The following is a 25818-nucleotide window of genomic DNA, read 5'->3' on the forward strand; positions in this document are numbered from 1 at the left end:
CGTACCTCTGATTTCAGTACGAGGCTCACGTTAGGAATCGTATCCGTCGCCTGAACGACACCTATGGGGCACCTTGGGGATATTTTGGTGAATTCTTGGAATACTCTGAGAATGATAATCAATACCGGGGAATGCCAGCAACCTTCTCATCAGAAGAACAAGAATGCCGCCCACATCTGCCGGTCAAGTCAAGCATTCGTCCAATGCACTTATCCGCCATCGGCTTAAAATAATGACACAGGGGAACCTCGATAACCATCAGCAAGATCACATGTATGGCAATATATAAGGCATTATCCCCTATATTAAATCGGTAAAGAATCGGTTCAATAATGAAGTACCCTATAAGAAGATACTCATGTGTCACCATAATAAATAATGAATTACGAGAAGACCAATTCAGAATATCACTAATCAATGGAATATTATAAACAATTGCACCAATGCCAAATACAGCCATGGCGCCAGTAATAGCCAGCAATAAAGAAAGTGGCGGGAAGCTCGCTCTGAGCATATGATAATCCACTGCACCAAAAGCAAAACACCATATTACATTGGGCACAATCAACAATGGCAACAAGAACTTAAAACGATCTATGACCGCAGGCAGGTATACATGAGCCACGTATCCCAAAAGTACAAACGGAGTCATAGTAAGTATTTCAATACAGGCAGTCAGTGGATAATAAATTACCTTCATCACACTGAATGGCTGCACTCTTGCAGTTACATAGTTACCCACAAACGCAAAAACCATATACATAAGTATGGCAATGCCAACTAGATACAGCTCTGATTGAACATATGAAGCCAGTATAGAAGTCACTGCTTTTGCAACTACCAGCGTGACCAAAAACCACAGTACGTTGATACCATACAGAACAAGAGTTTGATAAACATCCCATACAAGATCGCGCTTCCCCATCTGCCGCAAGTAGAAATAACGCACTATTAGGTCATAGACCAAGAAGCACAATGAATAAAAAATATAATTTGCAGACAGCTTTCTCTCACTATGCAGAGACGCACAAATCCTATCCCACAATGAGCCAGTAAGCCGTTCTCGTCTCATAACAGCGCCACTAATAATGAAAAAGAGCGGCATATGAAAAGAGTATATGAGAGCTCTACCATAAGTGTCCATTGGCAAAGTATGGCCGATGACCACAAATATAATTCCCATGCCTCGCGCCATATCATATGCCGCGACACGATGCAGCGATGCTGTCTTCTGCCCCGCAACCATATTGCCAAAGCTCTTATGCTCAGCGTCAAATACCACGAATCACTTCTTCCCCTGCAGCTTCCGAGCCACCACCTTGAGCAGTTCCCTCTGCTTCGACCCGCTCGGTGCGATCGCATCCGCGTATTTCCTGATCGGGCTGTCCTCGGCGATCGCGCGCTCGTGATGCACGGCGGGCTTCGGACGCTTCACGTCCGCAAGCACGGCCATCGTCTGCAACGAGAACGGGGTCTTGCGCGCGTAGCTCCAGTACAGCGGGCCGAAATCGCACCACGGGTTCTTCCACGGCTTGTCGAAGCCCGCATAATGCACGATCTTCGGATGCTTGCGAGACTCCAGATACGCCTGATACACCGCGGCCGGCGCGAAGTCGAACACGCCGTGCACGCGGCCGGCGCAGTCGTGCATGACGTTCCAGTCGTACGGCAGATACGTCACGTCACCCTCGCACTCCATGTTGAGGATGTCCTGATCGTTGTAGATGAATCCGGGCTGCGAGGCAATATCCAGCCATTCCTGCACCGTGTGGATGTCACGCATGCGATCGAGGTTCATCACCAGCACGCCCGCCTGGAAGTAGTCGAACGGCTGCTTCATGTGCAGCTTGGCATCCACGTATTCCAAGCGCTTGCCGTCCTTCATGTTGAGGTTGCCAAGGAAGTCGAGATCACGCACCGCGCCGAGCGCGCAGTCGCCGAGCGGGGTGTCGTACAGCTCGGCGATGTCCGCGTTGACCACGAGATCGGAGTCGAGGTACAGGATCTTCGAGTAGAACGGCAGCGCGTCCTGGATAATGAACCGATAGTAGGTCTCCACGCTGATGTGCGCGTTGCTCGTGGTCAGCTCGTATCCGGCCATCGCCCGGCTCACGTCGTAGAAGCGAATCTCCGCATTGGGGAACTCGGCGAGGAACTGCGTGATGTTCTGCTTGTTCTGCTCGGAGATGTCACGCTCCAGCACGATCACGTCGTAGAAGCGCTCCGGGTTCGCATTCGCGAGCATCGAGTAGATCGTGGTGGTGAGCATCGGCACGTAGTTATCGTCCGCCGCGAAGATCACCGGCACGACGTCACGCGGATTGCGGTCCAGCGGCTCCAGAGAGCCGACCGGCTCCGGGTACGTGAAGTGGACGCACTGCAGCTGCTTGATCCTCCAGCCATGCTCCGGACCGGAGACACGCTGGTGATGCGCGATGAAGATGTTGAGCAGTCGCTCCGCGAGATGCCCCGGCGTGCGCAGCGTCTGCACGTCCGCGAGCGAATGATCCCACTCCTCCGTGAACTCGTCGAGCAGCGGGAACAGCCACTCGCAGTACTCGTTGAAGATCGCCTTCCTCATGATGAACATGTTGCAGAAGCACGCCTTGTGGCCATTCAGCACCGTATCCGCATCCTCACGGTACTCCGGGTGGCGCGCGCACAGGATGTCGTACATGTGGCGCAGATCCTTGAGGCGCAGGTGCGCATCGCCATCCCAATGATCCTTGAGATTGGCGAATCCACCGAACGCGCGCACGTCGTTGAGAGGCGAGGTGATCACGTCCCAGCCATTCACCTCGCGGGCGATGCTGTAGTCGTCCAGACCATACTCGGCGATCGCCAGATCGTCGATGTACCTGTCCATGATCTCGCCGTAATCGTTCTGCTGGTGCTCGAGCTCGGTGAAGTCGAAGTAGCGGCGGTAGTGGCAGAAGCCGTAGTAGTCGGCGTCGGCGTTCTTCCACGCCCAGTACTGGGCGGTGAGCTCGCAGTACATCGGGTTCTTCTCGGAGATATTCTCGCCGTCATCGTCGTGCAGCATATCCTCGAACAGCCTCGGCGCGTTGGCCGCTCCCACCTGGATCGGCACGATGCTCGCACCGTCCGGCACGGCCGCCGGCTTGTGCGCCGACACGAACAGCTTGATGCGGGCCGGCTGCTGCGGCTTGGAAGACTGCGCTGTAAGAGCCATGTGTAGTACTCCGTCTTACTTCGACAAATACGACTAACACTTTAGAATATATGGGAGTGCCGAGCGACCGGCGGCGGATCCGTCCCCGAAAGTTTCGCATGAGATACGCATGAGATAGGATAGGACGCTTGTGAAGAACCTAGTCAAGAGTCTCCAGCAGAGGTACCACTACGCGCTGATCGTGTTCAAGGAGCTGGTGAAGACCAACTTCAAGCTGCGCTACCAGGGCTCCTTCCTTGGAGTCCTGTGGTCGGTGCTGCAGCCGCTGATGCTGTTCGCCGTCATGTACGTGGTGTTCGTCAAGTTCCTCAAGTTCTCCGACGGTACGCCCACGTTCCCGATCTCCCTGCTGTGCGGCACCTGCCTGTGGCAGTTCTTCTCCGAATCGACGAGCATGGGCATGCGCGCGATCGTCGACCGCGGCGATCTGCTGCGCAAGATCCACTTCCCGAACTACATCATCGTCGCGTCGACGACGATGGGTTCGATGATTTCGCTGGCGATCAACCTGTGCGTCGTGATCCTCTTCGGCACGTTCGCGCACGCCCACTACACGTGGCGCGTGCTGCTGGTCATCCCCAGCATCATCCAGCTGTACGCGATCTCCCTTGGTGTGGCGCTGCTGCTCGGCTCCCTGTACGTGTACTTCCGTGATATCGGGCACATCTGGGAGGTTGTCCTGCAGGCGATGTTCTACGCGACCCCTATCATCTACCCGATCTCGATGGTCCAGAAGAACCCCAAGTTCAGCTGGGCCGCCGATCTGCTCATGCTTTCGCCCACCACGCAGACGATCATGGACATCCGCCACAACCTGCTCTCGCCGGAGTACGTGCCGACGATCTGGACGATGATCGACAACCGCTGGCTGTGCCTGCTGCCGTACGTGCTGTCCGTGATCGTGCTGTGGGCCGGCATCCACGTGTTCCGCAAGTACAGCGCGAAGTTCGCGGAGGTGCTGTGATATGGGTGATTCCGCAATCGAGAAGAAGGAGACCTCGAACGTGACGGATAAGACCAGCGTGACCGAAGTCGAGAACACCAACGACTCCAATGACGACCGTCCGGTCGTGCTCAAGGTCGAGCACGTCGCCAAGTCGTTCCGCCTGCCCACCGAACAGGCCACGGGTCTCAAGATGGCGTTCCTCAACTGGACTCGCGGCATCAAGGGCTACACCGAGCAGCAGGTGCTGCGCGACATCAACTTCGAGGTGCATCAGGGCGACTTCTTCGGCATCGTCGGACGCAACGGTTCCGGCAAGTCCACGCTGCTCAAGATCATCTCCCAGATCTACATGCCCGAGAAGGGCCACGTGACGGTCAAGGGCAAGCTCGTGCCGTTCATCGAGTTGGGCGTTGGCTTCAACCCGGAGCTCACCGGCCGTGAGAACGTGTACCTGAACGGCGCGCTCCTCGGCTTCAGCCGCGAGGAGATCGACGCGATGTACGACGACATCGTCGACTTCGCGGAACTTGGCGACTTCATGGACCAGAAGCTCAAGAACTACTCCTCCGGCATGCAGGTGCGACTCGCGTTCTCCGTGGCCATCAAGGCGCAGGGCGACATTCTGGTCCTCGACGAGGTGCTCGCCGTGGGCGATGAGGCGTTCCAGCGCAAGTGCGACAACTTCTTCGCCGAGATCCGCAAGGACCCCACCAAGACCGTCATCCTGGTCACCCACTCGATGGACGCGGTCAAGAAATACTGCAACAAGGCCATCCTCATCAAGGACGGTGAGATCATCGTCAGCGGCAACAAGAACGACGTGGCGGATCGGTACACGCTGGAGAATCTCAAGCGCGAAGGGAAGGCCGCGGATTCCGGTCAGCGTTCCGACGGCTCGTACCCGACCGGTCTGAACGAGACGGTTCCGCTGTTGGCCGTGCGGCCCAGCAAGGAACCGGTGTGCACGATGGACGGTTTCGACTTCGAAGTCGAATACGACTACCGCGGAGACAAGGATTTCTACGTGGCACTGGCTCTGCACGACATCCGCCGAGGAGGCGTCTCGTACGGAGACAGCTTCGATCTCGCGAAGCGCGGGCGCCACACAGCGCACTTCCATCTGCCGATGAACCTCTTCAACAACGGGGAGTTCAGACTCATGGCATCAATGCACGAATACCTGAACAGCACGGACGACCATGAGCATGTACAGATGGTGGCTTTCACCAACGAAGGCAATTCGTGCGACTTCTCGCTGCGCGATCCGAAGGGTGCAGATAACTTCGCGCTGATCAACAAGTCAGTATTGCAGTACCAGTCTCTTGATGCCGATCTCGCAGTACGGCAGACAGTCATCAAGCAGCGATAACGTTTACTGAGCATACGCAATTGCAATGCAAATAGCTGCTAAGAGGGGCAACAGATGCGAAAGATCGTCATATTAGGCGGAAACGGTTTTCTTGGGAAAAAGTTGACTGAACAACTCAGCCAAATTCCCACTAATGCCGTAGTCGTCTACGATCGCAAGCTGCCCTCAAGCAATCAGAGATTAGCCAACGTCAAGTACATTTCGGGCGAATTCGTCACTGGGTACGACTTCGCCAGCCTAGTTCGGGGCGCTTACCTTGTTATTCACTTGATCAGCACATCAGTTCCCGGAACGGAAAAAGGACCATTGGATGAGATCCACGCCAATGTCATTCCTTCCGTGGAGCTTTTTGACGCTTGCGTTGCCGAAGGCGTCGCAAGGCTGCTGTTCCTTTCCAGCGGTGGCACGATCTATGGCGGTTCGGCATATCGCGCCAATCGCGAGACGGATCCGCCCTCACCATATAACACATACGGTTTGCAAAAGGTGATGATCGAACAGGCGCTGCAACTGACTTCGCATTACAGCTCCATGCAGTACCAGATCATCCGGCTTTCCAACCCCTATGGCCCCGGGCAGAACCCGCACGGTCCACTAGGGCTGATTACGAAACTGGTCTACCAGGCGACCAACCACGACACCATTCATATCTTTGGCGACGGATCGGTAGTACGCGATTTCATTTACATCGATGATGCCATTCAGGGAATCATCGATGTCATCGAACACGGCGAAATGAACTCCATATACAATCTCGGACGCGGAACCGGAGTCTCCGTTGCCGATGTGATCACGACAATAGAAGCTGCACTGCCGGAATCGCTTAACATAATGTACGAGCCAGCGCGTAAAGTTGACGCGCCATATTCAGTCTTGGATATCTCGAAATATCGCGCTATATCTACCATCGACGAATTCATTCCCTTGGCAGAAGGCATTAAGCATACTCATAACTTCTTCGTCACTCACTCCGAATAAGAATTAACCGGCGGTTACCATGTCATCTAACGAGGACCAAGAAACAAATGGCACGGCGTTCATGAACGCAGAGTGGTCGCACAAAGTCATTGCTATTATCAGCGCGATGCTTGTTGTGATCATCACCATCGGTTCGGTATATCTATTTTTCGATCAGCGCTCATTCGCCAGAGAACCAATGACGCCATTTACCCAAGCCAACAAGGTCATCCTTCCAAACTACTATAAGGAAAACATGGTTTTCCAACAAGGAAAGACCATCACCATTCAGGGAAAGACATCGCCCAATGGCACTCTTACCGCAACTCTACAGTCAAAAACGGAGCAGAGTTCGCAGACATCGTCTGCCGATGACAAAGGGCGATTTGAAATCGCATTACCGGCCCCACCTGCCCAGCTCAAAGCATACACATTTACCATTTCAAGCGGAAACAAAGTCCTGCGGCAAATCAAACATGCGTATGTAGGCAATGTTTTTCTTGCTGCAGGACAGTCTAATATGGAAGTCAACTACTACGACTACTACAATACAGAATCTGAGGAACGTGCGAATCTCGGCAACGCAGCAGATGTCACTGATTTGCCAGCTCCCATCAACGACACGCATGTGTATTTTCTGGTGACCGATCATCAATCCTCGGAGCAGACACAAGACAATCTTCCACTCCGAGAGTATAATTCGGATTCCTGGCTACCTGCGAATACCGTCAATGCTGACTACCTTGGCTATCTACCGCAGTATTTTGCAGAGCAACTACGGTCCAACAGCCCGAAAATCCCCATAGGCATTATCCAAACGGCGTGGGGCGGCACTGAAATCGCACGACATATGGCCGGAGGTGATATCTACAACAACCATGTCGCCCCGCTCAAAATGTTCAATATCGCTGGAATTCTCTGGTATCAGGGCGAACAAGACGGTATGTCAGACGACATGGCGCTTGCCTACCAGTACAACTTCTCCACACTTATCCAGCAGTATCGGAAACTATTCGATAATTCACAGCTACCGTTCCTATACGTGCAACTCGCTCGATTCCCCGGCAACGACGATTGGGCCAAAGTGCGCCAAGCACAGTTCGTTGTCGCAACAAACGTCGATGGCAAGGATGGTACAGCGATGACCGTGAGCCTCGACACCGATAAGGGAACCAACGGCATCATCCATCCGCTTGGAAAGGAAATACTGGCCCAGCGCATGGCAAGCCAGTGGAAGGCGATCAACAATAACCGTACCGTTCCTAGCGGTCCACTGGCGCAAAAAGCGGTCTCTCGTCATCGTGGTCAGGTAGCGGAGATCACCTTCCGTGAAGATACCGCTAACGGTCTGAATGTTCGCAGGCCGAACTATTCCAAAAACGCGACCTCAAAGAATCTGTCGCGTGCAACTGATGAGTCTCTCACCGGCTTTGAGGTGGCGGGGAGCGATAGTGTCTACCATTCAGCCGAAGCTGTCATTCAGGATGACACCATCTCCGTTTTTTCAGATGCAGTAGACGACATACGTCAAGTGCGTTATCTATGGTCCGCAAATCCTGAATGCGACACGCTCTTATACAATTCCTATCATCTTCCAGCAAGTCCGTTTACTCTCAGTGTTCTGAATGATGAATCATGACATTGCTTAAACCGCGGTCAAGGGTATGAACCCGAGTATCTTTACACGGTGAGAAGACGTATTCGGCCCATCAAACAGAAAGGTGTTTCGGTGGAACAGTCATCGACGACAAGCAATCAGTATGTCCACAACGTTTCCGCGGTCATCCCGGTATACGGAGGAGAGAAGACCCTTGAGAAGGTGGTCACAGAGCTGGCTGACTTCCATACCGTTCGGCGATCCTCCCAAGGACACCTGTACCGAGTGAGCGAAATCCTGCCGGTATTCGATCATGGCCGAGATCGCTCCGATATCGTCATCCGAGAGCTTGAACGGCGGTATCCCTTCGTCCATGGAGTTTGGCTGAGCCGCAATTACGGCCAGCACCCGGCCACTCTCGCCGGCATCTCGCAAAGCACGGGAGACTGGGTGGTGACCATGGATGAGGATGGTCAGCACGATCCTCATGCCATCGGGGACATGTTGGATGTCGCCATGCGCGAGCAGGCGGACATCATCTATGCGAAGCCGACCAATGCGGCCCCGCATTCGCTGTTCCGCAACCTCACCTCATGGGGCGCCAAGTTCGTCGCGAAGCACCTGCTCGGCTCGAACGATGCACCGAAGTACCAGAGTTTCCGTCTTATCCTTGGCGATGTGGCACGTGCCCTGGCCGTTCATGCCGGCAATGACACGTATCTCGACGTTGCTTTGGGATGGGTTGGCAATCGCATCGCCACCTGCCCTGTTGCGCTGCGATCCGAGGGCGATCATCAGTCGTCGTACAATCTGATTCGTCTCTTGGGCCATTTCTGGCGCATGGTCATCACCGGAGGCACGCGTCCTCTGCGTTTCGTCAGTGCCATCGGCGGACTGACATCCTTCGCCGGCATCGTGTGGGCCATCGTACTGTTCTTCATGCAGCTGTTCAGCCATGCGATCAAGGTACCGGGATGGACCTCGCTGATGATCGTATTCCTGGTGTTCAGCGGTCTGATTCTGCTGTCCATCGGTATCGTGGCCGAATACATCGGCATCAGCGTCCGCTCCTCGATGGGCATGCCGTTGTATCTCATCGCCAAGGACCCCAAGCAGGGGCCCTTGGGAGAGTACATTCCGGATTTCAATGATTCAGATGATTCAGACGATGCGGCTCAGCGCACCGCCGGCAGGTAGTACGCCACGAACGAAACGATCACCAGACAGCACTCGACGCCGATCACACCTCCGCACAGAAGATATATGAGCTCCTTGCGCCTAGTGACGACACCAACGGCGTTGAGTGCATAGGACCAGCCTCGCGTGACGAAATACATGAAGGACAACACCATCGGCAGAATGTAGCGTCCCTGCGCCTGATAATCCGTGGCATAGCTGTACTGCAGGGCAAGGGCGATCACGATCACCATATTGCACAGCATCACCGCATCGAAGCACCAGCGCTTCCCGTACGCCCCATGTACGGCATCGAATATGGTTCCGGCAATGCAACCCACCACGCCAACCGAGAATATCAGTCCGAACAGTATGTACATGATCTGCGGCAGGAACACCTTCATGGGGCCGAATACGCCGATGAAGCTCCGATAGGTGAAGAGCAGCCAGCTATTCGTACCACCCAGATAATGGTTCGTGGTCAGCATGCCCCAAAGGCTCATGCCGAGGTGTTGTGGCGTAGGGCGTCCCGACGGCTTGTAACTGCTTTCGCCGTACTGCTCGCTCATACGGGAGACCGTGGAAAATCCCAGAAAATCTCCATGGTTGATGATCGCAGCGCGAATGAAGAACGGAAGTATCAGCACCAATACGATGCCGATGATCATGAACGTCATGCGATAGAATCGTCGATTCTGGAATAATGAAACAAAGCTATCCGAAGAGCGATGCCATACCAGAAAGTACACGAATATGCTCATCAGGATCCACGAATAGGCGTTGTAATACGACAACGCGATGACAGCAACTCCCAATGTCAGTAGGATGCCGCTTCGTATGGACCAGCCGTTTTTGAATCCCAATAGCCATGAATACAGAATCATGGAACTGCCGCAAAGGGCAATGATGTCGTTGTTGAAATACAGGGAACAGAATACGATCTGCGGCAGGAAAATCACCGTAGATGCGAATAGGTAACTGATGGGTGCATCGAACAGCAATTCCGAGATACGTATCACGAAATATGCGAATACGACTCCGGCGCCGATACACACCAATCGCCCGGCGAAGACGATCCAATTGATATTGGACGTCATCAATCCCATGATCTTCATGAGTATTCCACCAAGGACGGTGCTCAGCATCAGGGGATAACTCGCATAGGAGAATCCCCATGGAGTCATGCGTGTGCTTTCCTCGTAGCCCGTCGGCAATGATCCATGTTCATAGAAGTACAGAGGAAGCGTCAGACGCCACTTCTCATCGGGGAAGAAATCCTTGTCAATAGGAGCTCTCACCGAAAGCGCGCACAGTATGACAAAATATGCCACCAGAAAAGCAGCAAGCAGCAATCGTTGCGGCATAGCATCATGACTCATTAACTTATGACGGACTCTCCTGATGGTATTCATCTTATTTTATCCTCTAATGTCAATGGTCAACCAAACTGCTCAAGATTCATACCATCGTCAATGGCTTCTCCTGTTCAGGAGGACCTTCTCCTCCGCGACCTGCTGCAGATGCTTGCCGTAATTGGACTTGCCGTAGGCGTGGGCCGCCTCGACCAGCGCCTCCTTGCTGATCCAGTCATGCTCGTAGGCGATCTCCTCCGGCACGGAGATGGGCAGGCTCTGCGAGCGTTCGACGGAACGCACGAATTCGGCGGCCTCGTACAGCGATTCCATCGTGCCGGTGTCCAGCCACGCGTAGCCGCGGCCGAGCGTGGTGACACGCAGGGTACCGTCCTCCAGATACATGCGGTTGAGGTCGGTGATCTCAAGTTCGCCTCGTGCGGACGGCCTCACCTGCTTGGCGAAGTCGACGACGCGATTGTCGTAGAAGTACAGTCCGGTGACCGCATAGTTCGACTTCGGCTCAGCGGGCTTCTCCTCGATGGAGATCGCGCGCCCGTCACGGTCGAACTCGATGACGCCGAAACGCTCCGGATCGTCCACGTAGTAGCCGAATACACTGGATTCGCCCTGCTCGGCGTAGCGGACTGCCTCCTTGAGCTGCTTGGACAGCCCGTTGCCGTAGAAGATGTTGTCACCGAGCACGAGCGCACACGCGTCGCCGGCGATGAACTCCTCGCCCAAGAGGAAGGCCTGTGCGAGGCCGTCCGGCGAGGGCTGGACCTTGTAGCTCAGACTCAGGCCGAAGCGCGAGCCGTCGCCGAGCAGACGCTCGAAGTTCGGCAGATCGTGCGGTGTGGAGATGATGAGGATGTCACGGATCCCGGCCAGCATGAGCGTGGACAGCGGGTAGTAGATCATCGGCTTGTCATAGACGGGAAGCAGCTGCTTGGAGGTCACCGAGGTGAGCGGGTACAGCCTCGTGCCCGAGCCTCCGGCCAGAATGATGCCTTTCAATTGTCTTCCTTTCCACATAAGGCGAATACGGCAATCATACAGCCGTACAGCTTTTGTCACTTCAGTTCGTGCTAACGATCGGTTCCGTCCCCAATGCTAGAGTCTGTACAGCTATACGGAAACGGAGAACAACGATGAGCATCAAGATGCTGGGCCTTTGCCGTGGTAGCGGCAAGGGATACATCAAAATCGCAACCGACTGCGAACCTGAGTCTTTGGAGGCCTATGCACCGACACCCTCAGGAGTGCAAGTGACATGTCCGATCTATCGGATCGGTTTCCCGGGGGAAGATGCCATTGCCAGCCGAGCCGCCGGCGACAATCCGGAACCTGGTTCCTACATCGCGATCGTCGTGGTGCCATTGCTCGACCAGATCACACTTGATATCCAGATCCGCGAGCGTAACAGCGGCAAGATGCTGCTCATAATGCCATTCAAGACGTTTGACACCAAAGTCAGGTCACGACTCACCTATAAATACCAGCCGGATTTCGCGGCACAGATTCGCGACATCGATCAAAGACGGCTTTCAGGCGGGACCTATGTATACTTCACCGGCATCTTCCCCATGGAAGACCACGAAGTATCTTGCCGATTCCGTGTGAGGCACCCTTATACAGGAGTTTCGGAAAAGTGCAGCATTACCGTGCTGGACAAAGCCGGCAATCGTGTGGATGTACAGCCGATTGTACTGGAGAGCGATGCGATCACCGATCCGAACGACTCGACTCAGCGTATTCAGGACACCACATACTCCGTTATCCTTTCCGATGAGCCGAAAACCGTGTGTGTCCATGTGAAGCCGGAGAACCACGATGGTAATTTCGTGTGCATCAGTGAGCCTATGTATTCGGGATTCATCAGCGGTGCCTTCGATCTGACGAAAAAACCTTGGGATGATGAAGGATATGCCGCATGGTTCGAGCGGCATCGCGCCACATGGGCGGACGTCGCCAACCAGCGCCGGACCGTTACCACATGGGACCACACGCCCCTGATCAGCATCGTCACAGCGGTGTTCCGACCGCCGGTCGAGTACCTGAAGGCATTCGTCGATTCCGTTCTCGCTCAATCCTATGAGCACTTCGAGCTGATTCTGGTGAACGTCAGCGGCGATGCCCCTGATATTACGGCGACACTTGACGATATCAAGGATCCACGAGTCAAGGTGCTTACTGCAGAGAACAAAACCATTCCAGAGAACACGAACATTGGCATCGAGCATGCTCAGGGACAGTACATCGCCTTCATGGATCATGATGATGTCGTCGAGCCGGACATCCTGTACCGATACATGAGTGAGATTCGTCGGTACCCTGACGCCGATCTGCTGTACTGTGATGAGGACCTGCTCGATAACGGCAGATACAGGCATCCCGCTTTCAAACCGCAATATAATGCAGATCTGCTGTACTGCGGCAACTACATTACGCATATGCTCATGGTCAGCCGTCATGTACTGGATCAAGTCGAATTATCTGGCGCAGATGTCGCCGGCGCGCAGGATTTCGATCTGACGCTCAAATGCGCTGAGAAGGCACGCAGTATCCGAGGCATTCAGCAGGTGCTGTATCACTGGCGTATGCATCAGAACTCCACAAGCGCCAATAGCGGCAGCAAGCCCTATGCCGAAGAGGCCGGACGCCTGTCCGTGGCCCGACATTTCGAACGCATGGGAGTCAAGGCCGAAGTGACGGATTCCGAACTGATTTTCCGTCATCGAATCAAGTACTACCCCGATCACACGCCGAAGGTCAGCATCATCATACCAACAAAGGATCATGTATCGATGCTGACCAGATGCGTGGAATCTGTGCTGAGTAAGACCACTTATGACAACTTCGACATCACGTTGGTGGAGAACAACAGCACAGAACAGGAGACCTTCGCTTATTACGAGGATATTCAAAGGCGCGATGCACGCGTCCATGTGGTGACGTGGCCCGGCACGGGATTCAATTATTCCGCCATCTGCAATTATGGTGCCGCACACAGTGATGGCGAGCTACTGCTGTTCCTGAACAATGACACCGAAGTGATCAATGACGACTGGCTCGATGCCATGGCCGGATTGTTCACTCGCCCCGAAGTCGGCATGGTGGGCGCGAAGCTGCTCTTCCGCGACAAGCTTGTGCAACATGGCGGCATCTTCGTCACCCGCGATCATGTGGGACACTACGGTGAATTCATGTCCCACAAGGATGGCGGCTACATGGAGACTCTGCGATATCCCGTCGACGTGGCGGCCGTCACCGGAGCCTGCCAGATGGTTCGCCGCAACCTGTTCAACAAAGTCGGAGGACTGGACGAGGAATTGGCCGTGGTGCTCAATGACGTTGACCTCAGTCTAAAGGTCGGCGAGCTAGGATATCTGGTCGTGTTCAATCCCGACGCCAGGCTTTATCACGCGGAGCATGTCAGCCGTGGTAGGGATGAAGTCGATCCTGAGCGCGAAAAGCGAGCCATTGATGAACAGGCAAAGTTCTACGCCAGATGGGACAGCCGCATCGAGATCGGCAAGTATATCAATGCCAATCTCGATCAGGCCAACGGCCATTACAAAATCACTTGGTAACCAAAACCAAAGAGGATGCATGCCTGTTTTTTCTGTGATTATCCCTGCGTACAACAACAGCCGGTATCTGCCGGAGTGTGTGCATAGCATCACCGGGCAGTCGTTCGGTGATCTGGAGATCGTCATCGTCGACGATGCGAGCACGGACGACACGTATGCGGTCATGCAGGAGCTCGCCAAGGAGGATCCGCGGGTCAAAGTTCTACGTCATGCCGCCAACGCGGGAACGTTGGCGGCTCGACGGACCGGCGTACAGGTGTCCCGTGGAGCATACGTGCTGCTCGTCGATCAGGATGATGCGCTGGAGGTGAACACCCTCGCCGATCTCCACGAATATGCCGTGGCTCATCCCTCGGACATCTACCATTACGGCGTACGCGTGGAGGCGGCGACTGAATCCGCTCGCGAAGCCGCCCAAGGCATGACCGGCTTCCTCACGCCAAAACCGCGGGCTCTGCACGGCGACGAGATACTCGCCACGCAGTTCGCCCAGCACGATGGATTTGACTGGCATGTACACCATAAGATGTTCCGCGGCGATCTGGCACGACGTGCCTACAGCATGGCAGCCAATACCCGTCTGTTGCTTTCGGACGATCTGTATATGTGCTTCATCATCGATTCCCTAGCACACACATACGAGGCGATTCCCGATTCGCCATGGTACGTCTACCATTTGGGTCGCGGAGAGACACTGGGCAGTCAGCTGACAGTCAAAGCCTTCTCCACACTTGCCGAACGCGATGCCAAGGCACTGAAACTGATCCGAGATTTCGTAAATGAACACCGCAAGGACATCTCACGAGATGACTGGGAAGCTCGGATTGCGGACGTCCGGGATCGACTCATCGAACACACAATGAACGAATGGCAGGATAACCTGCCGGAAGCGGACAAGGCCGAAGGGCTGGAGGCCGCGTTGCGTTGCTGGTCGCCGGACACCGTCTGCGGCGAACTGTACCGATACGTGCGTGACTATGCGTACGCCTTCCTCGTCGCCGAAGATCGAGACAGTGAAATGGCGCAGAAGAACAAGACGAACGCACTGCGGTATCTTCAGATGGTGGAGAATATCGAGGCCATGGACACTATAGACGAACGTAACGAGCATTATCTCGAACTCAGGTCGATTGCCCGGCGGCATCTTATCGATTCCGGGCTTATAGCTATAACGAGTCAGACCTCGAACAAGGGTCAATCAGGGCTTCTGCAAAAACTGACGCGACGAATCAAACAAATCCTGCCGAAGATGTGAGACAGGAGAAGGCGAGTATAGGTTCTCTCCGGCTTGTTCGCTACACTGTCGGCATACTAGGAATTGGAATCGAGGAAACGCACCATGCCCAAGATCTCAGTCATCATCGCGGCGTACAACGTCGAACCGTACATCAAGGCATGCCTTGACAGCGTGCGCGCGCAAACCTTGAAGAACATCGACATCGTCGTGGTCGACGATGCGAGCACCGACGGCACGCCTGCGATCCTCGCCCAAGCCGCGGCGGAGGACGATCGCGTTCGGGTCATCACCCACGATCACAATCAGGGACTGCATCTGGCACGCAAGACCGGCGTCGAGGAGGCGAACGGTCAATACGCCTTCTTCCTCGACGGCGACGACGATCTCGAACCGACCATGTGCGCCGACCTGTACGCAAGCCTCACCTCCGCCCCCGCGGACATCCTGCACTTCGGCCTGACCGTGATCGGCGAGAACGGCATCCTCGACGAGGAGTGTCAGGCGTTCGAACAGTTCAACAACACGCCGACGCCGGACAGCAAGTACGACGACATCGTTCAGAGTATCTACCTCGAATCGCGTGGATATCAGGTCGACTGGCGTGTCACCCAACGCGCGTTCCGCACGTCGCTGCTTAAACGCGCGTTCAATCAGATGACCGCGGACCGTCTGGAGCGCGCCGAGGACGGTTATGAGTGCTTCGTGCTTTCGTCGCTGGCAACCTCCTATCGCAGCGCCAAGCGATGCCGCGGATACCGCTATCATTACGGTCGAGGTGTGACCGGGACCAACGAGATCACCGCCGAGAAGTTCGGACAGTTCTGCGAGCAGTTCGCGGCATGCCTCGACGCCACCGACGACTTCACGGCGGTCCATCCCGAACTGAAGCTGGCCGACTGCCTCATCGGATTCCGGCACAAGGCCGTCGAACTCCTTTCCAACGACTGGCGCGTGCGCGTACCCGAGGAGGGCAAGGCCGAGGCCGCCCGGGCCATGGCCGACGTGTTCGGCAACGCGGTGGCCGCCCGCGAAATCTGGCGTCATGTGCGCGATCTGGCGTGGACGCTGATCACGTCCAAGGAGCAGGAGCCGTTCAAGGTCGCGCAGCTGCGCAACTGGCGGTTCATCGCGGAATCCCTGACCCCGGAGGACGGCGATCACACGGATCTGTACCGTTACGCGCTGGTGCGTACGCGCGCCGAGGAGCTGCTGGCCGATCTGGATCGCGCCAAGGAGAAGGAGCGGTACGAGAACCAGCCGATTCGCATCTTCGTCACCACGCATAAGAACGTGGACAAGCCGTCGAGCGCCATCCTCCAGCCGGTGCAGGTGGGCCTGAAGCCCGGTTCGTACCGTTTCCCGTGGGCGTTCCACGATGACGACGGCGAGAACATCTCCGAGAAGAACCCGATGTACTGCGAGCTGACCACGCAGTACTGGGCGTGGAAGAACGTGGACGCCGAATACTACGGCTTCTGCCATTACCGCCGCTACTTCGACTTCTCCGACACCGAGCATGAGGAGAACCCGTACGGTGAGGTGATGGACGACTACATCGACACGAAGGCCATCAAGGAGTATGGTCTCGACGACAAGACCATCGCCCGCGCGGTCAAGGGCTATGACGTGATCACCACACGTTGGCAGGACCTGACCGAGATGATCGACGAGCACGGCACGCCTAAGGCGCTGTGGGCGGCCGCCCCCGCGTTGATCGACGACGACCTGCGCCGCTGCTACCAGATCCTGTGCCGCATGCACCCCGATTACCATGATGATGCGGTCGCGTTCCTCAACGGGCACAAGTCGTGCTTCTGCAACATGTTCATCATGAGGAAGCAGGTGTTCTTCGACTACTGCGAGTGGCTGTTCCCGATCCTCGCCGAGTTCGAGCGCGAGACCGACATGACGAACTACAGTCGTGAGGCCGTACGCACTCCGGGACATCTGTCGGAGCGACTGCTCAACATCTACCTGATGCACCAGCAGCGCGTCGGCGCGAAGCTGAAGACACGAGAGCTGCAGTGCGTGCACTTCACGAACCCGGAGCCGTCCGAACCGCTCAAGCCCCTGTGGACGCCCACCGCGGGTCTTCCCCAGCCGGTGCCGGTGGTGTTCGCCGCGGACAACAACTACGTCTCCCAGTTGGCGACGACGATGTTCTCGGCGATGACGAACGCCTCGAAGGAACGCTACTACGACGTGGTCGTGCTGGAGCGCAACATCGAATGGGATCGTCAGGAGCGTCTGCGTGAGTTCTTCACGTCGCGGTTCCCGAACATGTCGCTACGATTCAAGAACGTGGATCGCGAGATCGCCGGATACAACCTCACGACCTCGAACGCGCACATCAGCGTGGAGACGTACTACCGGTTCCTCATCCAGGAGCTGATGCCGTTCTACGACAAGGTGCTGTACCTCGATTCGGACATCGTGATCAACGGCGACATCGCCGAACTGTACGACACGGAACTGGGCGACAACCTGCTGGCCGCCGTGCACGACATCGACTATCTCGGCAACCTCAACATGCCCGACGGCATCCGCATGAGGTATTCGAAGTCCACGCTGCACATGAAGGACCCGTACCGGTACTTCCAGGCGGGTGTGCTGGTGCTCAACACGAAGGCGATGCGTGCGCGCTACACGATCCGCCAGTGGCTCGGCTACGCCTCGAACCCGGACCTGATCTATAACGATCAGGACGTGCTCAACATGCACTGCGAGGGCAAGGTGCTGTACCTGCCGTGGGAGTGGAACGTGGTGCACAACCTCGAGGATCGCGTGGGCCGCATCTTCAGCTGCGCACCGAGCGGCATGTACGACGCGTACCTGAAGTCGCGCGAGCACCCGAAGATCATTCACTACGCGGGATTCATCAAGCCTTGGACCGACCCGGAGTGCGATTTCGCGAGCGTGTACTGGCGGTACGCGAGGCAGACGCCGTTCTACGAGCGGTTGATGAAGAAGGTGGCACAGAAGACGGCGGAGATGACGACGCCCGCCGCGACGCGGAAGCCTCTCCATGAGCGTGCCATCGGCGACAAGAACCCGATTCGCAAGGTGGTTGATCCGATCATGCCGATCGGGTCGAAGCGACGCGAAATGCTGAAAACAGTCGCACGTACGTTGCGGAATCGAAAGTGAACTGTGGTGATGTGGTGGTCAATCCAGGAAACCGGATTGACCACCACATTTACTTGTTGTCAATAACTTGGTCGCTTAGACCGCTCACAACCGTTTGATCTTCGCAGCCTCTATCGTAAAGACCTGAGACCGTAAGTAGAGGCAGTAACGGCAATATGTATCTTCCCTGCACCCCCTCTAAATGTCCGTATGCGCCAATTGACGGAAGATCATTCCAAGTCAGAGCCTCAAAAGCATACACCAGAAACCACGCCAAAAGTACTCCGACTACCGAAACAATCAGATAACGATGATTCAGCACAACAGTGAAAACAGATTTGGAGTGAAACACAGAATCTATATATCTCATATCAAGCAAAGGCCTCATACTCATCACAACAAGTATCGCAATGATTATAATCGTTGAGGGGTCATTTGGAATGAGATCCCGCCAATCCGCAACAACGTTAATAATAATACAGACAATGAAACGCAATGGATTTTGAAGCACATACGAAACATTGTCAGAATAATTTGCAAGATACCCCATTGAGCTATATTTCTGGCTCCATAGAATATAACTCAAAAACGCTATAGCAAGAGATAGAGACGCACACATTTTTCTTTTAATAGAAAGAACATGTTCAGGTAGAACAAATACAAGCAGCAGAGGCACTAAATATATTGCTTTGATATAACACAGTAAAGCAGCAATAATAATAACACCGATAAACATACCTGTCGTCATTGAACGATCTGAATTTGCGGCATGCAACGCAAAAGAAGTAATGACCGCAGACAATGCAACCATCAATCCATCAAGCATGACGCTGGATGATATGAAACATACTGTCGGCGTAGCAGCAATAACAACCATGACCATCTTCGCGCGCGGAAGGAGGAGAATGGAAATAACAAACAATGTCAAACAAACCAAATAGTTACTTAATCGCGCAAGCTGCATGGACACATAAGGCGAAAGCCTTAGCATGAGACCTATCTTGAGCCCTATGGCTTGAGGAATATATCCGAATAGAGGATATTGAGTTGCCCGAGGCGTATCAGTTATCCACCCCCCCCCCGTTAGAAGAAACGAATTTCTGCCGCGCTAGAGAATCGTCTTGAAACGGAGTACCGATGATATTCGAAACGAGATCATTTCTCGCCCCGCCATTTCTTAAATAACGAGAATCTCCTGATATAATTGGCCGCTTCGTATCGTTGCCAAAATCATCCGTAGATACTGTCATTTCAGGAAAAACCTGTCCAGTAGCAAGCGCATATGTGGACGCCACATGCATATCGTAATCAGGAATTGTCCAAGGACCAATATTGGCAATAAAACCAATCGCCTGCGGAACTGACAAACAAAAAATCAACAGTACCGGAATTATATTCTTTAAAAAGAACCTAGATCTCTTGTGAAGAGCACGCCTGATGCTCTTCTCACCCTTAGCACCCATCTCACTCCAGACTGTTCCAAATAATATAATATGAATTATATCCATACGAGAGACATAAGCATACCTAAATCATACTGTAGCTGTCAGGACGGATTGAGCCCAGTTTATTCTCCCCCCATATGGACCATCATTCGTGTCACGCAAAAGCCCCTGCCGACCACCTCGAAGCTCCTCCCGCCACACGCTGAGCACACAGGCAGCAGTCTAAGCCGCCAATCCAGCCGGAGCCGTCACATGCAGCACGCTGAACGTCTCCCTGCGAGATGCTGAGTGTTTCGTGAGAGTCATTCGCCTATAGTAGGGGGTATGAGGAAGGCGAAGCGTCCCCCGACACCCGATTCCCCCGTTCTAGGGGCGGGGGTTCGCTGATCGTTCTCCTGTTGAAATGCTTGATTTTCTAATGCTCCTTGATGTTGGAAACCATCTGTTTGTTCCCCAGACACGGTTGGACACGACCGCGACGGCGCTCGCGGGCTCCGCACCTTCTCAATCGCGGAATTCGATTCCCTCCGCCCGATCGTGTCTGGGCCCGTTTCGGACACGACCCAGACACGATACCGACGAGCCGTTTCACCGTGCTCAGGACCGCGCTCCACTCTGCTTCCTGCCGCGCCTCCCACCGTTCAGCACGGCATCCCGCTCCGTATCTACGGCATCCGCCACCTGTTCCAGCCTCTCGGGGAACAGGAACCCATACACGTCCAGGGTCAGGCTGGCCGAGGCGTGACCCATCTGGCGTTGCAGGATCTTCACGTCCGCTCCGGCCTTGATCGCGATCGCCGCGTACGAATGCCGCAGACTGTGCGGGGTCAGCCCCTGCACGTCGCCCAGTTTCGCCAGTTTCACGGCCTTGTGCCACACCTTGCGCCGCCAGTTGTGATCGTTGATGTGTCCGCCGCGCATCGCACGGAACACGTACGCGGTCTCCGGCTGCCCCTTGACCTGCTCCTTCAACGGCTTGATCAGGAACTTCGGGATCGCCACCGTGCGTGGTTTGCCCGATTTCGGCGGCCCCAGCCGCTGCGCCTTCGCGCTGTTCTTCCACGTGCGCCGGATACGGGCCTTGCGATGCTCCAGATCCAGATCGCCCACCTGCAACGCGAACGACTCGTTGATGCGCGTGCCCACGTAGCTTTGGAACCGGATGATCAGCCCGTCCACGGGCCTCCCCACGCTCGCCGCCGCATCGGCCAGCGCCTCGATCTCGTGGATGTCGAGGAAGATCAGATCGCGATACTCGGATTTCGGTATCTCCACGTCTCGCGCCGGATTGCTCATCAGATACCGCGACTTCACCGCGTAATCCAGCACCCCGGCGAACACCACCTTGACGATGCTCTTGACAGATCTTGGTGCCAGCGGCTTCGCCTTGCGTTCCGTGGACGACAGACTCACCGGGTAGTCGCCCGTCGTCAGATCGCTCACCCATCGCGCCACGTCGTCGATGGTGATCGACCCGATCGGCGTGTTCTCCCAGCGCGGTTTCACATACACGCGCAGCTCGCACTCGTAGCGGGCGCGTACGCCCTCGCTCACGTGGTTCTTCGATCGCAGCCACATGTCGGCGATGTCACCGAACGGTTTGCGTGCGTCATTCGGATCCGCGTAGCGCCCGCGACGCACGTCGTCCTCCATACCGGCCTGAAACGCCTCCGCGTCGGCGAGCTTGGCGAACGATTTCGAATGCTGCCGGCGACTCTCGCCTTCGATCGTGTACCAGCGGCATCGCCATCGTTTGCCCTTGCCGTAACGGGAGGAGCGCCATCGCTCCGGAACCTGCGCGGTCATCGGATCGCTCACCGCGGCCAGCGAACGCTTCGCGGTGGAGGACGGCGGGACGCCGTTGTCATGTTTCAGCCAGAGATCATCAATCCATACCCTTGCCATTCATTCACAGTAGTGCGGCGGGACGTTGGACTGCCCGCATATCGCGTTGATTCCAAGGCGAACGGTACAGTTGCTCACAGTCCGGGAGAATGCGATAGAGGCCAGCGGGCCTGTGAGGGTGGCAGAGACGATGCGCAACATACTGAACAACATCAAAGGCAATCCGAATATGATTGCCTCCCTGCTGGCCGTCATCGCGCTGCTCTGCGCGATCGTGGTGCCTTTGCCTCCGATGAACCAGATGGTGACCGTCGTCTTCGACCGCGATGTGCCGTCCAACGCGTCCGGCACGGTGTCCGCCTCCTTCGACCAATCGGAGCAAGCGGTCGGAGTCAAGCCTCAGCAGCTCACCGTTTCAGGCCATAACCTGTCCTACAAGCCCGATCCGCTGACGTATGGCGCATCAACACTGCACTTTGATCTCTCAGACGTCGGTGATGCGCAGGTTGTGCGCGTGGATGGCGAGGTCAACGTCAACAATCGGCACTGGTGGACCGCGCATCGCATCGCCTCCGATGGGTTGACGGTGAACCGGAACGGCGATTCCGTGTCATTCGATCTCTCCCGCAGTCAGATACGTTCCATGGTCTCCGGATGGAAGCTGTTCAACCCCGGCCGACTGGCATTGCTGATACTGGTGTTCGTCGGCATCGCCGTCGTGCTGTTGCGTCGTCTGGCGTTCGCCGCCGTTCCGATGTCATGGTTCGCGTCCGCGGTGATGGTCGTCACACTGACGGCGATGGGTGCATGGCGCGTGTGGGCATTGGACGCCCCCGGACGCAGCCGTCTGACGATCATTGCCATACTTCTGGGATTCCTGCTGCTCACGGGCTTCAATGCGATCGCCGGTTCCGGCGGTACGGCCAGAACCGCATGGCGCAAGCCGGTCATCATCCTCGATTACGTGGTCATGCTCGTGGCGGCCTTTGGACAAGGACTTCTCTACATCCTCAGGTGGTCGCATTCGCCCGATGAGATCGCGCACCTGTCCTACCTCGCATGGGAGAAGGCACATCTCCAACTGATCCCCGATTTCGCCGGCATGCACGTATACGAGACCGTGTTCAGCGGGCGTGCGGATCTTGCCGATCCCCTCGCGTTCAATCAGCTCGGGCATCCTCCGCTGTACTACATCCTCATGCTGCTGGTTCCGGGAACGCACGTATCCGGTACGGTGGTGACGTTCCATGTGGCGTGGCTGCGCATGGCCAGCCTGCTGATGCTGCTCGCCGGTCTTGCCGTCTGTGCGTATCTGCTGTATTCGCGACTGCCGCGCGTCCCGCTGCTGCATTTGGTGGCCGCGCTCGCGTTGATCGCATCGCCCAACATGGTGCAGGTATCGGCCGGCGTGAACAACGATGCCCTGTGCCTGCTGACCGTGACCCTGACCGTATGGGGAGTCGTCAGGTTCAGGGAGCGCCGTTACGACTGGCGAACCTACCTGCTCATCATGGGCGGACTATCCACTACGTTGCTGACAAAACTGACCGCGGGTATGATCGCCGCGCTGCTGTGCCTGTTCGTGGTGATCGCGGCGATGGGGGAGCGTGAGGCCCGCTCCGCGCTCACGAAACGGGAATTCTGGTTCACCACACCGCTCCTGATTCCAGCCATCGCCTACTATGCGGTCGTATTCGCGCGGTACCACAGCATCCAGCCGAGCTATCAGAAGCTGGACCCGGCCGGGTATATGTCATCCACGTTCTATAAGGCCATGTCCGAGCGGTCGGACATGAGCATCATGCAGTATGTGGACTACTACATCAGCCAGTTCCTGCGCACGTGGTGGAGCATGCCGTGGCAGGCCGATATCCCCCGCTCCGGTGTCACCTCGTTCGACGCTCGCACCATTGCACTGACGCTGCTACTGGTGGTGCCGTTCGCGGTGTTCGCGATCGGTCGCGGCAGTCGCGGTCGCACCGGTAACCTCTTGGCGATGGGCATGGGAGCCATTGCGCTGACTATGCTGTATCAGTTCAATAACGCGCTGAACGGCTTCTATGTCAACGGGTACACCGGGGGCCTGCAAAGCAGATACTATCTGTGCGCCATGGTCATCATCGTGTACGCGCTGTGCTGGTTGCTGTGGCGTTGGTTCGGCGTTGACACTGACACTGCTGATAACGAATCGGCTGGCTTGTCCGGAATCGGCACTCTGGTGTGCGCCGGATTCGCGCTGATGCTGGTGTGGGACGGGCTGCTGCAGCCGTTCCTGCTGCAGCCGGTTGGACTCGCGGCGATCGCGTAGTCTTTTTCTTCTGAGACTACCCCCTCGACCCTTACGGGCCAGCCCCTGACAAGGGAGCCGAGTTATGCGAAGGGGGTGGTCGGCACGTTTGTGTCGACCACCCCCTTCGGGTTAGTCAGACTATCGCCTTAGTGGGAGGTCACAGACCCTTCCAGGCGACGCCTTCCTGAGTCCAGCCACGAGTCGCGTTGAACGTGTACTCGTTAAGGTCGGTCGTGTACAGGTGCTCGGCCTTAGATTCAGAGTACATGCGGTAAACCGGGACTGTGCCAGCGCTGGTCTGGTACCAGGCCACGCCTTCGTCCGTCCAGCCGCGCTCGGTGGACAGCACCTTGCGCTCATTCTCATCCAGAGTTAGCAGGTGACGGCCAGTGTCCTTGTTGGTCAGACGGTAGACGGGCTTGGCTCCGGAGGCGTTCTTGTCGGTAGTAGCGTAGAACACCACACCTTCATCGTTCCAGCCATGCTGAGTGGACAGCACCTTGCGCTCGTTCTCATCGGCCGTGTACAGATGCAGTCCCGAAGCGGGATCGTACAGACGATACACCGGAACCTTCTTTACCGACGGGGTGCTCGGGGTGCTGGGCGTGCTCGGCACGTCCGGCTGGTTGGGGCCGACCGGAGGCTTCGGCCATGCGTTGTTGCACCAATAGCCAACGTAGACCGTATCGGCCGTGACAGCATCGTTCAGGTTAAGCCTGTGGCCGCTGCGGTCGAACCAGCCATAGAACGTGTGGTGACGGAACGCGGACGGAACCGGGACCTCACTCTTGGTGAGCTTGCCGTTCTTCACGACATTCACCGAGGAGACGTGGTGGCCGTTGTTGTCGCGCCAGTAGAAGGTCACCTTGTAGTAGCCCTTCGGGGCGTCCTTCTTCGCGAGCACCGCTCTGAAGGTTGTATCGGCCTTGATGGCGGTACCGACCTTGAAGCCGTCGACGGAGCTCCAGAACGTGTTGTTGTTGTCGCGCCAGCCGATCAGCTGGTAGCCGGACGGGATGTTCAGCTTCGAGGTTTCAGGGGCCTTAACGGACTGGCCGTTGAGATACTCGAAGGTGCTGTCATACAGAACGGTCCTGTTGTCTGTCGGATCGATCACACCGAAGGTGACCTTGTACGTCTTCTGCGGCGTGGTCTTCTTCGCCAAGGCGGCGACGAAGACCAGATCGGAGTCGACCTTGACGGCCTTGACCTGATCGGCGGTGTAGAGCTGCGAGTGGTCACCGTTGTACCAGCCGAAGATGTAGTAGCCCGGCGTATTCAGGGACGGGATCTCGCCCACGGTCTGGCCGGCCTCGCGTTCAAGGGACTTGTCGTCGAGCTTGATGCTCGGGTCCTCAGGGTCGACGGCACCAAAGTACACGGTGAAGGTCTGGGGCTTGGGGGCTTCGCCCTTCGTCCACTGGGCGAACAGGTTGAGGTCCGAGGTCACCGGGGTGGCGAAGTCGAACTTGTTCTTGCCTTCCTTGTCGGTGGTCCAGCCGGCGAACGTGTAGCCCTCACGCTGCGGAACCGACTGCTGCGGCACGGTCTTGCCTGAACCGACCTTGACCTCGTAGGATCCCCACGACGGCTCGAAGTTCGCGTTGAACGTCACGGTGAAGGTCTGGGGCTTGGGGGCTTCGCCCTTCGTCCACTGGGCGAACAGGTTGAGGTCCGAGGTCACCGGGGTGG

17 protein-coding genes are annotated in these 25818 nt (G+C 56.1%); 9 read left to right on the forward strand and 8 right to left on the reverse strand.

The window, feature by feature from the left end; all coding sequences use genetic code 11:
• Positions 1-118 precede the first annotated feature (118 nt).
• Together EMB92_RS06235 and EMB92_RS06240 are read right to left on the reverse strand one after the other, a co-directional pair.
• The gene (locus EMB92_RS06235; protein ID WP_150394165.1) at positions 119-1282 is read right to left on the reverse strand and encodes an acyltransferase family protein; all 1164 of its coding nucleotides are present in this window, start codon (positions 1280-1282) and stop codon (positions 119-121) included.
• 3 nt (positions 1283-1285) lie between these two features.
• On the reverse strand, positions 1286-3193 hold the full coding sequence (locus EMB92_RS06240) for a DUF4422 domain-containing protein (RefSeq protein ID WP_150394166.1): 1908 nt from the start codon (positions 3191-3193) through the stop codon (positions 1286-1288).
• A gap of 130 nt (positions 3194-3323) precedes the next feature.
• On the opposite strand from EMB92_RS06240, the gene EMB92_RS06245 reads away from it, so the two are divergent.
• From EMB92_RS06245 to EMB92_RS06265, 5 genes are all read left to right on the forward strand, one after another.
• Positions 3324-4157 (forward strand): ABC transporter permease, encoded by an 834-nt coding sequence (locus tag EMB92_RS06245; RefSeq protein WP_150394167.1) that lies wholly within the window; start codon positions 3324-3326, stop codon positions 4155-4157.
• A gap of 1 nt (position 4158) precedes the next feature.
• A complete protein-coding gene (locus tag EMB92_RS06250; protein ID WP_150394168.1) occupies positions 4159-5508 on the forward strand; it encodes an ABC transporter ATP-binding protein in 1350 nt (449 codons plus the stop codon).
• Between the two features lie 54 nt (positions 5509-5562).
• Complete coding sequence (locus EMB92_RS06255; protein WP_150394169.1) at positions 5563-6486, forward strand: NAD-dependent epimerase/dehydratase family protein; 924 nt, start codon at positions 5563-5565, stop codon at positions 6484-6486.
• 61 nt (positions 6487-6547) lie between these two features.
• On the forward strand, positions 6548-8104 hold the full coding sequence (locus EMB92_RS06260) for a sialate O-acetylesterase (RefSeq protein WP_190973581.1): 1557 nt from the start codon (positions 6548-6550) through the stop codon (positions 8102-8104).
• Between the two features lie 90 nt (positions 8105-8194).
• Complete coding sequence (locus EMB92_RS06265) at positions 8195-9259, forward strand: glycosyltransferase (protein WP_150394171.1); 1065 nt, start codon at positions 8195-8197, stop codon at positions 9257-9259.
• On the opposite strand, the gene EMB92_RS06270 is transcribed toward EMB92_RS06265, so the two are convergent.
• Both EMB92_RS06270 and rfbA read right to left on the reverse strand, forming a co-directional pair.
• The gene (locus tag EMB92_RS06270; protein ID WP_150394172.1) at positions 9238-10650 is read right to left on the reverse strand and encodes a glycosyltransferase family protein; all 1413 of its coding nucleotides are present in this window, start codon (positions 10648-10650) and stop codon (positions 9238-9240) included. The genes EMB92_RS06265 and EMB92_RS06270 overlap by 22 nt on opposite strands.
• 57 nt (positions 10651-10707) lie before the next feature.
• The gene (gene rfbA, locus EMB92_RS06275; protein WP_150394173.1) at positions 10708-11607 is read right to left on the reverse strand and encodes a glucose-1-phosphate thymidylyltransferase RfbA; all 900 of its coding nucleotides are present in this window, start codon (positions 11605-11607) and stop codon (positions 10708-10710) included.
• Between the two features lie 134 nt (positions 11608-11741).
• Here rfbA and EMB92_RS06280 point away from each other — a divergent pair, with 134 nt between their 5' ends.
• From EMB92_RS06280 to EMB92_RS06290, 3 genes are all read left to right on the forward strand, one after another.
• Complete coding sequence (locus tag EMB92_RS06280) at positions 11742-14183, forward strand: glycosyltransferase family 2 protein (protein ID WP_150394174.1); 2442 nt, start codon at positions 11742-11744, stop codon at positions 14181-14183.
• Positions 14184-14202: 19 nt separating this feature from the next.
• On the forward strand, positions 14203-15438 hold the full coding sequence (locus EMB92_RS06285) for a glycosyltransferase family 2 protein (protein ID WP_190973582.1): 1236 nt from the start codon (positions 14203-14205) through the stop codon (positions 15436-15438).
• Between the two features lie 84 nt (positions 15439-15522).
• The gene (locus tag EMB92_RS06290) at positions 15523-18567 is read left to right on the forward strand and encodes a DUF4422 domain-containing protein (protein WP_150394176.1); all 3045 of its coding nucleotides are present in this window, start codon (positions 15523-15525) and stop codon (positions 18565-18567) included.
• A 49-nt stretch (positions 18568-18616) separates the two neighbouring features.
• Here EMB92_RS06290 and EMB92_RS06295 read toward each other — a convergent pair whose 3' ends face one another.
• The 3 genes from EMB92_RS06295 to EMB92_RS06305 all read right to left on the reverse strand — a co-directional run bounded on the left by EMB92_RS06295 (position 18617) and on the right by EMB92_RS06305 (position 21896).
• Complete coding sequence (locus tag EMB92_RS06295) at positions 18617-19615, reverse strand: DUF2142 domain-containing protein (protein ID WP_150394177.1); 999 nt, start codon at positions 19613-19615, stop codon at positions 18617-18619.
• Positions 19608-20009: a hypothetical protein gene (locus EMB92_RS06300; protein ID WP_150394178.1), complete on the reverse strand. Its 402-nt coding sequence runs from the start codon at positions 20007-20009 to the stop codon at positions 19608-19610. Before EMB92_RS06300 ends, EMB92_RS06295 begins: the two co-directional genes overlap by 8 nt.
• A gap of 579 nt (positions 20010-20588) precedes the next feature.
• Positions 20589-21896 carry a tyrosine-type recombinase/integrase gene (locus EMB92_RS06305; RefSeq protein WP_150394179.1) on the reverse strand — a complete coding sequence of 436 codons (1308 nt, stop codon included), beginning with the start codon at positions 21894-21896 and terminating at the stop codon, positions 20589-20591.
• 130 nt (positions 21897-22026) lie between these two features.
• On the opposite strand from EMB92_RS06305, the gene EMB92_RS06310 reads away from it, so the two are divergent.
• Positions 22027-24144 (forward strand): glycosyltransferase family 39 protein, encoded by a 2118-nt coding sequence (locus EMB92_RS06310; RefSeq protein WP_150394180.1) that lies wholly within the window; start codon positions 22027-22029, stop codon positions 24142-24144.
• Positions 24145-24283: 139 nt separating this feature from the next.
• On the opposite strand, the gene EMB92_RS06315 is transcribed toward EMB92_RS06310, so the two are convergent.
• On the reverse strand, positions 24284-25818 hold a 1535-nt coding region (locus EMB92_RS06315; RefSeq protein WP_190973583.1), incomplete at its 5' end, for an InlB B-repeat-containing protein.

The sequence above is a fragment of the Bifidobacterium callitrichos genome, from assembly GCF_008698085.1.
GTDB classification, from domain to species: domain Bacteria; phylum Actinomycetota; class Actinomycetes; order Actinomycetales; family Bifidobacteriaceae; genus Bifidobacterium; species Bifidobacterium callitrichos.